This is a genomic window from Segatella salivae F0493 (assembly GCF_000477535.1).
GTDB classification, from domain to species: Bacteria; Bacteroidota; Bacteroidia; order Bacteroidales; family Bacteroidaceae; genus Prevotella; species Prevotella salivae.
In genome coordinates this window covers 109,972-123,008 of sequence record NZ_AWGW01000025.1, presented here as the reverse complement: position 1 = coordinate 123,008, position 13,037 = coordinate 109,972, and the positions used below count along the sequence as shown (strand labels likewise).

Here is a 13,037-nt window from a genome sequence, read left to right as displayed (position 1 = left end):
TTTGACATTCTCTTGATAACTTCACTCTCAGAAACCAAACCAAGCATATAATGAAAACAAGCGCAGATAAAGGCAAATTGGAGGGTGGGTACAGCACACTCAGACCGAGAAAGGCTTCCTCCAAGAACTCAGAGATAGAAACCTATCTCTCCTCTCGCTATGAGTTCAGATACAACATGGTATTGGGACGAACCGAATACCGTAGAATGAATAGCAGCGATTTCACAAAGGTGGGTCGCTATGAAATCAACACGCTCCGCAGAGAGATAGACAACGACATCGGGATAATAACCTCATCGGAAAATCTATACTCTATCATCGAGAGTAGCTTCTCTCCACGCATCAACCCCATACAGGAGTATTTCAAGGGATTGCCATTGGTGGATGTAAGTAGCAGCTCCTCCTTTTCACTGAAAGCCATTCCCCACTTGGCAAGTTGCGTGGTCGTGCGCAACTCCGACAAATGGTTGCCGTATCTTACTAAGTGGCTCGTGGCAGTAGTTGCCAACGCAATGGACGACCGTGAGTGCCGTAACCACACCTGCCTCGTGCTGACGGGCGAGCAGGGCAAGTTCAAGACCACGTTTTTGGATTTGCTCTGCCCACCTGCATTACATGGCTATAGCTACACGGGCAAGATATATCCGCAGGAGAAGGACACGCTCACCTATATCGGTCAGAACCTTATCGTAAACATAGATGACCAGCTCAAAGCCCTCAATAAGCGGGACGAGAACGAACTCAAAAACCTCATCACCTGTCCGATGGTCAAGTACCGTATGCCCTACGACAAGTATGTAGAGGAGCATCCCCACTTGGCAAGCTTTGTGGAATCAGTGAACGGCAATGACTTTCTTACAGACCCTACAGGAAGCAGACGCTTCCTGCCCTTTGAAGTGCTTTCCATAGATATTGAGAGAGCAAAAGCGATCTCGATGAACAATGTTTATGCGGAAGCCAAAGCCCTGTTAAAGTCAGACTTTCGCTATTGGTTTGATGATGATGAGATTGCCGAACTATACAGAGAGAGTGAGGACTTTCAAGTACAGACTGCAGAGATGGAGCTTTTGTTGCGTTGTTTTGAAAAGCCAACGGAGAATGAAAGTTATTCGTTAATGACCACTACGGAGATACTCACTTATTTGGGTATTTATACTCACCATCCACTTGTTGCCAAGCGTATGGGTGAAGCCTTGAAGAAAGCAGGATACATAAAGGTGAGCAAACGAAGAAATGGTGGTAGGCCCATCTATGTCTATAAGATTAGGAAAATCTTGCCATGCCCGCTCCTTCAAACTTGTAGTAGCCAAATGTAGTAGAATGTGTAGTATTGCCTTATACTACAAAATAACACTGATTATCAATCACTTATCACAGAATAGTATGTAGTAAGAAGAAAGATGAAAAAGTTTGGAGGGGAAAAACTTTGGAAAAGGTAAAACCATAAAAACAGACAAACATAAATAATTATCATTCAACCCATTAAAGTATCAAAACAATGAAAGAAGAAGATTTATCACTTATCAAGCGATACCCCATTGTGGAGTATCTCGAAAGGAGGGGTATCAAGCCTGTACGTAGGACACCTTCCTATGCGCTGTACCGCTCACCACTCAGAGAGGAAACGCATCCGAGTTTTAAGGTGGACACTGAGAAGAACCTTTGGATAGACTATGCCGAAGGCAGGGGCGGAAGCATCATCGACCTCTGTATGCGTATGGAGGGATGCACGCTATCGGAAGCTATCCGTCGTTTGGGACAGAACGCTTCCGATAATGGCACATATAGTTTTCTTAATGACTTCGTGCCAAATAATTCCCAGCCTGTGATGGCTGTAAATGGAGCAAGGAGACTGATAGAAATATCAGACACTCTGCCACCACATTTTCAGGAGTACCTTACAAAGGTGCGTTGCATCAACTTGGAAAAGGCTATGCCTTTCCTCAAATGTATCAGCTATGAGGTAAGGGGCAGGCGCTATCAAGCCATTGGCTTTGCCAATCTCTCTGGCGGCTATGAGCTTCGGGATAGCGGTTCGTTCAAGGGGACGATAGCACCAAAGGATATTACTCCGATATTTACGAACAAACAATCAGAACACACAACAGACAAAAGGCAGCCTGTATGTGTGTTTGAGGGCTTCATAGATTTTCTTTCTTTCCTTTCAATGAAAGAGGAAATCACTTTCCACTGCCTTGTAATGAACTCTGTGAGCAATGTGGCAAGGGCTGTCCGCTATCTGAACGATCGACACCTAACTCATATTCGTGCTTTCCTTGACAATGACGATGCTGGAAGAAAAGCAGTTGGGGAACTTATCAGAGCAGGTTTCAAGGTAGAAGATATGTCCATATATTACAAGAACTTCAAAGACCTCAACGAGTTTCATATTTGTCGTGTGCGTGAGCAGAAGAAGCAAAAAGCACAAGAACAGACATTGATACCAGTTACTGAACAAAATGAGAGCAAGAAATCAAAACAATTTAAATATAAAAGGAAATAAAGATATGGAAAAGAAAACAAAGATAATAGACAAAGACTTTTCATGGTATTTGGGTATGGAAGATGAAACAGAGGGCGAATCTATTTCACAAGAGGAAACTGCGGTTCCTGAAACGGAAAGTCCAACTATCGAACAGGAAACAGAGAGTAGCGAGCACTCTGAACCTGCACAGCACACCGAGAACGCAACCGTTCAAAGGCGCATCAGTGCCAAGATGAGAAAGGAAACGCTCGAAGCCTACAAGCAAGCCTACCTTGTCCCGATAAAATTGAGCAACCGAAAGGCGGTCTATCTGAGCAGGGAGACACAGGAGCGTGCCGACTTTATTGTGCGTAGATTAGGCGACAGGGGTAGCAACCTTTCAAGCTTTGTGGAGAACATCGTGCGTCAGCATCTGGAGGAATATGGTGAGGACATAGAGAAATGGAGAAGACTGTAAGCCGTAAGAAAAGGTAGACGGTTTTCTGGAAAAAGGTCTACCCTTTCTTCAAAATAGGTCTACCTTTTCTTCTTCGACTTAGTTCTCTATGAGAATGCCACGAATGCAGTTAGTCATAGAATGCACGGCACTCACTTTTCGGCTGTAAAACGCCTTGTACGTAAACGTTTCGTTAGCTGACATTGCAAGACGTCAGTTTGTACCCACAAACTGCTCTTGCTCCCCTCGTCAGACTATCGGGGAGATAAGACCGTAATCACTCCGTTCTCATCGGTCAGTGTTCGGGAATTAAGCAACAACGAATCATCTGCAATGATTAACTTTCAAAGGAAACTTATATGAATAGATACAAAGGAAAAGCTGCCCGATGGCAGCCAAAGGATAAGAAAGAACAGAAGATGAACAAGACGGAGTTCATCAAGGTAAGATGCACCTTAGAGGAAAAGCTGCGTATCAAATCAAAGGCGGAAAGCGCGGGGCGTAAGTTCTCGGATTACTGCCGTGAGATACTCCTTAACGGCGAGATAATAGCCGTCCCCAAGATGACCGACAACGAGAGGGAAGCCATTACCATTCTTCAGCATACAGGACGGTTCTATGGGCAGGTTTCCAACCTTATCAAGGTTAAGGATGAAAGGTGGGTACATATCACAAAGAACCTTTCCCTATGTGCCAAAGAGGCATTTAAGAGATTCTACGACCCTCATTTTCGTGTGAACGATGAAATATATAAGGTCTTAAATATGAAGAGAGATGATAGGTAAATGCAAAGCAATAGCGCATGGAAGCACAGCTCTGGACTATATATTTAGGGAAGGCAAACTCGGTTATCGGCTTGCTTTTCACAATCTTTGCAGCAGGGAGGCAAAGACGATTTATGAAGAAATGAAAGTGGTCAGCGACCATAACAGCCGTTGCAGGAACAAGTTCCTCCGTATCGAAATAGGCATCGCACCACAAGACGAGAAAAGACTGCCTGTATCCGAGCTTATGGGAATAGCTCATCTGTTTGCCAAGCGAATGGGACTTGACAACCACCAATGGGTGGCGGTAACGCACAAGGACACCGACAACAGACACATTCACATCATTGCTAACCGTATCAGCCTCTGCGGAGAGGTCTATGATACCACTTTTGTGAGCAACAGGGCAGCAAGAGTGGCGGAGGAAATAAGCAGAGAGAAAGGCTTGACCATCGCAAAGGAAGTAAAGGCGGAAAGACAACACCAAAAAGCAAAGACCAATCCTACGAGAGAACAGACCAAGCAACAGATACAGAAGATTTGCTATGCCCTACTTGAAAAATACAAAGGTAGAGGTATCACGGGATACTCCATGTTCCTTTACGAGTTGAACAAGAAGAGCATTATTATAGAGCGTATGAAGAACAAGCAAGGTAATGTCTATGGCTTGAGGTTCTCATTTGGTGGACAATCGTTCAAGACTTCCGAAATTGGCAGGGAGTTCGGCTACCGCTCCTTGCAGAAGAACTTTGAAGGAACCAACAGGAAAGAACCAAAGAAACCACACCAAGCAATGCAGGAGGCAACTGAAAAGAAAGAACAGCCTGATACAGGTTATCAGCTTGTACCCAAAAGCCGTTTCACTGTCTTACGAGACAATGATACTCCACGAGCGCAGAACTCCATTGGTGCAGTGGCAGACACCATTGTTAGTGCAGCCGGTGAAGTTGTGGAAGGGTTAGGTGATTTGATTACACCATCCACACAGGGCAATGACTATGCTGAAACAGCGTGGCAGCGCAAGCTCAGGAACCAAGCCAACAGAAAGAAAAAACGTGGAAGAGGATTATAACTCACGCCTAAGAAAAAATGCAGAAAGAAGGATATCTCATCAAGAACGCTTGTTATTCGGTAACAAAGTATTATCTTTGCAAACAGAATAACAAGCGTTCTTTGTCAGGCAGAAAACAGCGAAGCCAAGTAGCTCGCTCGTTTCTAAATCGTTACCAGCTTAGTTGGACAAACAATGTAACTTCTTTATTTTCAATTAGATACATTTTAATAATTATCTTATCGTGTAAATTGACGCAATTCATTTTGCTCTTTATTATCAACAACATTGCCCTTCCTAATGAGTCCTCAAACTATCTTCCTCATCCTTCACGCTCATTGACCACGGATAGTTTCAGAAAGGCAAGGAGTTTAGAACGCTGTTAGAAATGTTTTTCACGACTATTCAAAGGATATTAAAGGCGGTTGGGCTATCCTTTAATTTAACTTTAGAATGATTTAATTCTTTTTTTACAAATAAAACACGTACCTTTGCACATCATAGATTTAGCTACCTTATAACAAAACAAGAATCTAAAGCATTAAACCTAAATACAAAAGTGAAACAGAATTATATCCTTAGGATGTCGTTGCTTGGGGTGTTTTGCGCCGCAACATCTTTAATGTGGGCAGAACCTGTGGGACAGAATGCCGCAAAATTGATAGCATCGAAGTATCTTTCAAATCCTGAATTGCAGTCGACCACAGCCTTGACACGTGCAACAGGGGCTGAAAAGCAGCCTGCTTATTATCTCTTTACAAATGCAAACGACAACCGATTTGTTGTTGTTTCAGGAGAAAGTAAACTCAATGAAGTGGTTGGTTATGGCACTTTGAACTCAAAGAATGCCCACCAACCTATCCCCAAAGAATTCAAAGCAATGCTTCAACACTATGAAAATGTGGTGTTGGCAGTACGTGCTGGGGAGGTCACGGTGCCCTCGGTGAAACTTCCTAAGAAGCGAGAAGTGCTGCCGTTACTCACGTGTCATTGGGAGCAGAGCTATCCGTTTAATCAGTATACGCCTAAACAGGATGGGGTAAATACGCCAACTGGCTGTGTCGCTACAGCCACGGCACAACTCTTATACCATCATAAGTGGCCGAAAGAGCGCCCATCTTCTTATGTTAATCCAGATGGTTCGGAGGCACAACAGAGTGCCGATTATCTATGGAAAGACATGCGAGACCAAGCAAGTGAAATGGATGCAAGAGGCGGAGACGCTGTAGGTGTGCTGATGAGAGACGTTGGTAAGGCTGTTCATATGACTTATTTTAAGTTGGGAAGTAGTTCAAATCTACACTACGCTATGGAGGCTTTGCGCAATAAATTTGGGTATTCTGTGCGCCATGTATATAAAGATTATATGCTGGCAAGCACCTTTCATGAAATACTTCTCAATGAACTTGCCGATGGATATCCTGTACTTGTTTGTGGAGGTTCACACGTTTTTGTCTTCGATGGATATGATAGACGCGGCTATGTACATGCTAATTGGGGCTGGGGTGGTGCGTTTGATGGCTATTTTGACCTTAATACTATCTACCTTAATGTTAGTGGTTTTGGATTAAGAGAAGGCAAGTTCTATGAAGAAATAGAAGTCGTTTTTGCGCATCCAAAGGATGGTCAGCATAAAGAATTTGCCGAAACACGAGGACTTGAAACGCGAAGTATGCACGCTTTTACTATCGAAGAACAAGATGTTGAGCGTGGAACGGTGTTGAATGCAAAGATAGAAAAGTTGGGCAGCAATAGCCCAATTAATGGCAGTCTTGGGCGTTTTACGGGAAAGGTTGGGCTTGGTCTCTATAATAATAAAGGTGAACAAGTGAAGCTTTTCAGTTCTTCTCAAAAAGAAACCAGTCTTAGTAGCATCTTTACTACTACCATGGTAGATTTCAATAACCTTGATTTTGCAGGACTTCCCAATGGCACTTATACGCTTAAACCACTATCAAATGAGCTTATAAAGCAGCCTTCTACCTACTCAGGATGGCAGCCAATAGCTTATGCTAACACGCAAACCGTAGAACTAACTGACAATAGAGTCCTCGTGAAAGATATTGCAGCACGCGTTCCTCTCTCTTTAGTTGGGCAACCAGATCAGCTTGCTCCCTTGTATCAAGGTAGTGGAGACCAAGGAGTTTTAGGCTTAGTTGTCCGCAATGATGGCTGGGAAGAGGTGCGCGGAAACCTCATTGTAGAGTTTGAAGGCAAAGAGAATGGCATTAAATACACTGCTCCTAACTCAGAGTTTGTATGTGCTCAGCGGCTCGAAACGACTGCGATGCGGGCTCCAGTATTAACATCTTATGCTACAAATGGCGTCAGTAATGCTCTTCTTGCAGGCCGTTATGCAGTGCACTTCTTTATTAATGTAGATAAAGGAAACAAGACTTTTGAGAAGATTCCCATTACAACGGATACACCGATTGAGGTTAATGTGCTGCCAAATACAGCTCCTTTCAAACTCAATATCAATGGAATTGACTTCCTTTCTGATGGAAAGAAGACCGAATTACAAGTGTTTAACCCGCAAAAAATAACAAAGTTGGGGCTGATGGTAATGGCAGAATTGCGTGGCAGTACAGGCTATTCAGGTCCACTTTATTATTGTGTGATGGACCTTTCTGAGGGGAAATATGTCGACGTTGGTTCTAAATCTTATGTTTCTTTCCCTCGCTTTAGCTACATAAACCCCAAGACAACGCTCGTTGAATTCCCACTCAATCGTTTGAAACTAAACCATACTTATGAGATACATGTAGAGATAATGAAAGATGGACAACGTGTAGATGTGTGGAATAATGTAACTCCTCGTGTGCAGTTTGCTGTTGCCTCGTCTGCCGATGCGGTTGTTCCGGTGACGGAAAAAAACTCAAAAGTCCCTGTAATTTATAATCTTCAAGGCATTCGTATGGCCAGTCCTATCGACCAATTGCCTAAGGGAATCTATATAATTAACGGAAAGAAAGTAAAGAAATAAAAGGGTTTGCCTCGCCGAATCCCGACACTTCTCTTTATCATTCATTTCAACTCACGCTCTTTTTTATATCATTATAACAGTTCTATAAACAAATAAGATGAGAAAAATTCTGCTATTCCTCTGCCTGTTACCTGTGTGTTTAGGAAGCAATGCGCAAGGAAGATTACCCAAAATAATACTTAAAGACATTGAAGGTAGAACCATACAGACGGATACTTTATCTAATAATGGGAAACCTTTTATGATTGCTTTCTTTGCAACTTGGTGCAAACCTTGCAATCGAGAGCTTAAAACCATAGACGAACTCTACGATGAATGGCGGCAAGAAACAGGTGTAAGAATCATAGCTGTTGCCGTAGATGAGGGGCAGAATATTAATAAAGTAAAGCCTTTAGTAGACCAAAACGGGTGGCGCTATGACGTGTTGCTTGACCCAAACAGCGAATTACGGCAAGCATTAAACATTCAGATGATTCCCTATACCATATTATTTGATGGTCAGGGAAACATCGTTTATAAGCACAATGGGTATACAGATGGCGCGGAAATAGAGCTTTATGAGAAGATAAAAGCCGTCGGAAGTAGATAGGATTATGAAGAGATGGACGATGATAATGCTGCTCATTGGCGCAGCAAATATATCACTTAGTGCACAGGAACAGCCTGATAAATTACGTCTTTCGGGTAGTTTTCAGAGCGATATTCTGCTTCCTGAAAGAGACAAATCAACGGGAGCAGACGCTCACGATGGGCATTTCTTGACGAATACTTATCTGAATTTAAAGGCCACAAGCCGTTATGTAGAGGCTGGAACAAGGCTGGAATACCTGCAACATCCACTTCCTGGTTTTGAGAAAGACTTCAAAGGGTGGGGCCTTCCTTATCTTTATGTGAAAGGAAACTATAAGAATGTCGAACTAACCTTAGGTGATTTCTATGAGCAATTTGGCTCGGGTTTCATCCTTCGCACTTATGAAGAACGAAGTCTCGGCATTGATAACTCACTGCAAGGACTACGATTTTCCGTTCGTCCTTGGGCTGGTTTAGCGGTGAAAATGCTTGCAGGACGTCAGCGAAGATATTGGAAACACAACAACAGTTGGCTGACTGGAGGTGACATTGAGTGGAATATTGACGAGTGGTTTAAGGGACTTCAGCAGCATAATACCTATGTAATGCTCGGCTTTTCCTACGTTAATAAATATGAGAAAGAGGATATTGTCATGACGGATCCAACCCATCGGCTACGTCTTCCTCGCTATGTTAATGCGTATGATGTTCGCTTTCATCTGCAACATCGCTCGTTTAATGTGCTTGCAGAGATAGCAATGAAGACACAAGATCCTTCAAAAGACAACGGCTATATTTACAGAAATGGTTATGTTTCAATGCTTTCTTGTTCATATTCTAAGCGTGGTAAGAGCCTACTTCTACAAGCAAAGAGGAGCACAAATATGGCATTTCGCAGTAATAGAGGAATGGAAGGAGCGTCTTCTTTCATTAATCATATGCCGGCTTTCACTATAGAACACACCTATACTTTGGCTGCACTTTATCCCTATGCCACGCGTCCTGAGGGAGAGTGGGCTTATCAAGCAGCAGGCGCTTACACCTTTCCGAAAGGCTCAAGTCTTGGGGGAAGATATGGAACTACAGTCAAATTGAACTTCTCACACATTCATTCCGTGCGCAAGAACAATGTAGGTGGGAGCGGAACTGACGGATATGGGAGTCCGTTTTGGGCGTGGGGACCTTCTACTTACTATCAAGATGTCGATGTGCAGTTAGAGAAGCGCCTTGGAAAAGATACAAAACTCAACGTCATGCTTATGAATCAGCGATACAATCAAACCCTACTTGAAGGACATGGAGGCATGTTAAACTCACAAATCTTTGTCGCTGAGGTGAAACAAAAGCTATCAACGACGACGATACTACGCGTAGAAGGTCAGTATCTTTCATCGAAAAATGGCGATAAAGACTGGGCTTTTGGCTTGGCAGAATTGTCACTTGCTCCGCATTGGATGGTCACATTAAGTGATCTCTACAATCTCGGCAGTACCCATATACACTACTATCAAGGCTTTATTACATACAATAGGGGAGCACACAGATTGCAAATGGGCTACGGACGCACGCGTGCTGGCTTTAACTGTTCAGGCGGAGTGTGTCGCTATATCCCTGCAACCAAAGGGCTTACGCTATCTTATAACTATAACTTCTGATTGAAATGAAAACTTTATATGTACTTCTCTTGGCTGGCATTACACTGCTAATGGGCTGCGACTCGATTGATTCCGACCATCGTTTCATTGAAGTTCCTGCTGCAACTATACAGCGTAATGTGCTCATTGAAGACTTTACAGGGCAGCGTTGCATTTATTGTCCTCAAGCAACTGAGGCAATTTCGCAGCTACAAGCTACCTATGGAGCCGACAAATTGATAGCCGTTGCTATCCATGCAGGCCCACTTGCCCTCCAAACGACACCTAACTTTGTTGGATTACGCACGGAAGTAGGAGATACTTACTATCAACATTGGGCTATTCCCAATGTTCCCAAAGCCATTTTCGACCGCCGTGGTGGCGCACTTCCTAAAGAAGCGTGGCCAGGACAAGTCTATGAAGAGTTTAACCGGACTACAACGGTGGCCATAGAACTTAAATGTCAATACACCACTACAAACCAACGGGTAGAGATAGAGACGGATTTGAAGACCTTAACCAATGATATACATGGCCTACTTCAACTCTGGCTTGTAGAAGACGGCATAGTAGCGCCACAGCTTTTCCCTAACAACAAGCTTGACAAGAACTACATACACCACCATATTTTGCGTGCTGCTATTAACGGAAATTGGGGTAAAGCACTCACACTTTCCGCCAAACAAGCTCACAAAGAGATAACAACTTACACACTTCCTCAGGGCATCAAGCCTGATAAAGCATGGATAGTGGCTTTCTTCTATAATGAAAGTGGGGTGTTACAAGTCACCCGGCACAAGATAACCCAACCATAATTAAATCAGAAACTCTAAAAGATAAAGCATGAAATTAAGATTACTTAGTTTATTAAGTCTGTTCATCTGCATCATCGTTGGTGCAAAAGCACAGTCTACAACAAATGAAGTTGTTTTTGTTAATGACAAAGATGAAACGATAACTCCTCATTCTACTCTTGTTCAAGACAAAGTAGAAAGTGCTCTCTTTGACCAAGAAAAGAAACAAATGGCTATGAGATTGTTCATTTCTAACAAGTCAAATAAGGCGCAGAATGTGAAACTTTCCTACACCATTACTAACATGGAAGAAGGTAATCTAACGGTATGTACATTGGGAGATTGCACTTCTCAGCAGACAACGGGTGTCTACCAATTGGGACCTTCGACGCTCAATGCCTCACGAAAAGAGGAACTTTCTATTGAACATATCTTCACTTCGAAGGGTAAATGCAAAGTAACCCTGCAACTTTTCATCAGTGAAGTGCAAGCAAACGGAGTGATTACAGAGAAAGAAGGGCCTCAAATCACAGTCGACTTTGTTCCAGGTGACGCTGGCATTACAGCCTTATCACTACAGGAAGGAAGCACATTTGATGTTTTCAATACTAAGGGTATGTTGCTTTATAAACAGCTCACCACGCTGACAAAACTACCTAAGGGCGTTTATATTATTAAGTACAAAGGGAAGAAAGGAAAGCTGTTCACTCGCAAATATATTGCATCCTAAGCCATTATTCCCAAAACAACATCTTCTAAGATATGACAAAACATTTTTATATTCAGCTGCTTGCACTCATCACCCTCCTTTGTTATCCAAGCCACATCAGTGCAGATGATTATAGCTTAGCCCCCTCCACAGGGCGGAAAGTCTATGTGCCTATCGGCGCAGAGAGTGCAAAAGGTCAACTATTGGTTACCAATTACGGCAGGACTCCGGTTCAAAATTTCACTTATAAGCTTTCTTTTCAGGGCACAGTTCTATATGAAAAGAAATATGTTATGAAAGAACCTTTAAGGCGAATGGACGTGGGCACCATTGCAATAGATGTGCCGCCAGACACTAAACTGTCGAAAACAGAATTGCAGGTTGAAATTACCAAGGTCAATGGTGAAGCCAACACAGCCACTTTTCCCTATGCAAACCTGCCGAGAATCACCGTTACGCAAGTGGCCCATCGACGCATTGTGGTCGAAGAATACACGGGAATGTGGTGCCAATACTGCCCACGTGGCATCGCACTTATGAAGAATTTAGAACGGAATTACCCTGAAAACTTCATCGGAATTGCCATTCATATCACTGATCCGCTTACCTGTTCAGACTATGCTTGGAATGCCGCTGCAATCCAAAGATACCCTACTCTCCAAATGAATAGAAGCCGTTTGCTGCCTAATTTCACTGCCGTCACCGAGTTTGAAGAAGAAATGGCTATGGGAGCAGACATGGATGTTGATGTAACTGCACAGTGGGATAAAGCTAAAGAGAATGTCACCATTACCCCTCGCGTTACCTTTCGTACCACACCTCAAGACAAACCATACGCCATTGCCTATGTACTGACAGAAGACGGAAAGGCAAACACGGCATGGGTACAAAATAATCACTATTCGGGAGATACTGGATTACTCGGCATTTCAACTGAACTTGATCAGTTTATCAATTCTCCAAGAGCGCTAAGGGGCTATCCCAACGACTTCACTGCAGTCGCAGCAAGGGGTGTTTACAATCCAAATGGAGAATATTTAATAAAGAATCCGATAGAGATTGATAAGCCAAAAAGCTTCAATCAAGTGTTCAATGTGTCTCAAATCAGGTTGCTTCACGACAAAACGAAGCTGAAAGTATGCGTACTATTGATAAATACGGCGAATGGACAGATTGAAAATGCAGCCAAATGTAGCATCACCGATGCCGACCCTGCAGGCATATCTCCCGTGAAAGAAGGTCAAAACACAGCCGTTGAAGTAGCGCGTTACACCCTCGATGGCCGCCGTTTACATGGTCCACAGCGAGGAATTAACCTCGTGAAATATAGTAATGGCCGTGTGTGTAAAGAGGTTGTATCACACTGATAGCGGTAAAGCGGAATAAAAACAAACCTCCATGGGCCCTATCATCGACCGACAATAGCACACGCCATCCGTTCGTTTGCAGAATACATGCAATTTGTTCTCGCCACATGTGCCATTACATCGTGGCGTGAAACGACGCAAATCATCGCGTAATTCGCGTCATTTCACGCGGTAAAATACGGCAAATCACCGTGTGATTTAAAGCAAGTTACAATGCGATTTCATGCAGATTGCAAAGGCC

The 13,037-nt window shown here is 43.3% G+C and carries 12 protein-coding genes; all 12 read left to right on the top strand.

Annotation, left to right across the window (positions count from 1 at the left end; genetic code table 11):
- Positions 1-50 precede the first annotated feature (50 nt).
- Positions 51-1,316, top strand: coding sequence for a virulence-associated E family protein (locus tag HMPREF9145_RS08165; RefSeq protein ID WP_021825922.1), 1,266 nt, complete (start codon positions 51-53; stop codon positions 1,314-1,316).
- Positions 1,317-1,498: 182 nt separating this feature from the next.
- Positions 1,499-2,503 carry a toprim domain-containing protein gene (locus HMPREF9145_RS08160; RefSeq protein ID WP_021825861.1) on the top strand — a complete coding sequence of 335 codons (1,005 nt, stop codon included), beginning with the start codon at positions 1,499-1,501 and terminating at the stop codon, positions 2,501-2,503.
- Between the two features lie 4 nt (positions 2,504-2,507).
- Entirely contained in the window at positions 2,508-2,942 is a 435-nt protein-coding gene (locus tag HMPREF9145_RS08155; protein ID WP_021825819.1) for a DUF3408 domain-containing protein, read from the top strand.
- Between the two features lie 338 nt (positions 2,943-3,280).
- Positions 3,281-3,706: a plasmid mobilization protein gene (locus HMPREF9145_RS08150; protein ID WP_036907095.1), complete on the top strand. Its 426-nt coding sequence runs from the start codon at positions 3,281-3,283 to the stop codon at positions 3,704-3,706.
- Entirely contained in the window at positions 3,696-4,757 is a 1,062-nt protein-coding gene (locus HMPREF9145_RS08145; protein WP_021825847.1) for a relaxase/mobilization nuclease domain-containing protein, read from the top strand. Before HMPREF9145_RS08150 ends, HMPREF9145_RS08145 begins: the two co-directional genes overlap by 11 nt.
- 17 nt (positions 4,758-4,774) lie before the next feature.
- Positions 4,775-5,122 carry a hypothetical protein gene (locus HMPREF9145_RS13950; protein WP_231369776.1) on the top strand — a complete coding sequence of 116 codons (348 nt, stop codon included), beginning with the start codon at positions 4,775-4,777 and terminating at the stop codon, positions 5,120-5,122.
- 173 nt (positions 5,123-5,295) lie between these two features.
- Positions 5,296-7,722 carry a C10 family peptidase gene (locus HMPREF9145_RS08140; protein WP_036907093.1) on the top strand — a complete coding sequence of 809 codons (2,427 nt, stop codon included), beginning with the start codon at positions 5,296-5,298 and terminating at the stop codon, positions 7,720-7,722.
- 97 nt (positions 7,723-7,819) lie between these two features.
- The gene (locus HMPREF9145_RS08135; protein ID WP_021825989.1) at positions 7,820-8,311 is read left to right on the top strand and encodes a TlpA family protein disulfide reductase; all 492 of its coding nucleotides are present in this window, start codon (positions 7,820-7,822) and stop codon (positions 8,309-8,311) included.
- Between the two features lie 4 nt (positions 8,312-8,315).
- Entirely contained in the window at positions 8,316-9,947 is a 1,632-nt protein-coding gene (locus HMPREF9145_RS08130) for a DUF6029 family protein (RefSeq protein WP_036907091.1), read from the top strand.
- A 5-nt stretch (positions 9,948-9,952) separates the two neighbouring features.
- The gene (locus tag HMPREF9145_RS08125; protein WP_021825909.1) at positions 9,953-10,741 is read left to right on the top strand and encodes an Omp28 family outer membrane lipoprotein; all 789 of its coding nucleotides are present in this window, start codon (positions 9,953-9,955) and stop codon (positions 10,739-10,741) included.
- A 28-nt stretch (positions 10,742-10,769) separates the two neighbouring features.
- A complete protein-coding gene (locus HMPREF9145_RS08120) occupies positions 10,770-11,450 on the top strand; it encodes a hypothetical protein (protein ID WP_021825887.1) in 681 nt (226 codons plus the stop codon).
- Positions 11,451-11,482: 32 nt separating this feature from the next.
- Positions 11,483-12,796: a hypothetical protein gene (locus HMPREF9145_RS08115; protein ID WP_021825796.1), complete on the top strand. Its 1,314-nt coding sequence runs from the start codon at positions 11,483-11,485 to the stop codon at positions 12,794-12,796.
- The last annotated feature ends 241 nt before the right edge of the window (positions 12,797-13,037 follow it).

Excerpts from the sequence above, each read along its gene's own strand:
- HMPREF9145_RS08130 (WP_036907091.1), top strand. The coding sequence starts at position 8,316 with ATGAAGAGATGGACGATGATAATGCTGCTCATTGGCGCAGCAAATATA.
- HMPREF9145_RS13950 (WP_231369776.1), top strand. The coding sequence starts at position 4,775 with ATGCAGAAAGAAGGATATCTCATCAAGAACGCTTGTTATTCGGTAACA.
- HMPREF9145_RS08160 (WP_021825861.1), top strand. The coding sequence starts at position 1,499 with ATGAAAGAAGAAGATTTATCACTTATCAAGCGATACCCCATTGTGGAG.
- HMPREF9145_RS08120 (WP_021825887.1), top strand. The coding sequence starts at position 10,770 with ATGAAATTAAGATTACTTAGTTTATTAAGTCTGTTCATCTGCATCATC.
- HMPREF9145_RS08150 (WP_036907095.1), top strand. The coding sequence starts at position 3,281 with ATGAATAGATACAAAGGAAAAGCTGCCCGATGGCAGCCAAAGGATAAG.
- HMPREF9145_RS08115 (WP_021825796.1), top strand. The coding sequence starts at position 11,483 with ATGACAAAACATTTTTATATTCAGCTGCTTGCACTCATCACCCTCCTT.
- HMPREF9145_RS08125 (WP_021825909.1), top strand. The coding sequence starts at position 9,953 with ATGAAAACTTTATATGTACTTCTCTTGGCTGGCATTACACTGCTAATG.
- HMPREF9145_RS08165 (WP_021825922.1), top strand. The coding sequence starts at position 51 with ATGAAAACAAGCGCAGATAAAGGCAAATTGGAGGGTGGGTACAGCACA.
- HMPREF9145_RS08135 (WP_021825989.1), top strand. The coding sequence starts at position 7,820 with ATGAGAAAAATTCTGCTATTCCTCTGCCTGTTACCTGTGTGTTTAGGA.
- HMPREF9145_RS08145 (WP_021825847.1), top strand. The coding sequence starts at position 3,696 with ATGATAGGTAAATGCAAAGCAATAGCGCATGGAAGCACAGCTCTGGAC.
- HMPREF9145_RS08155 (WP_021825819.1), top strand. The coding sequence starts at position 2,508 with ATGGAAAAGAAAACAAAGATAATAGACAAAGACTTTTCATGGTATTTG.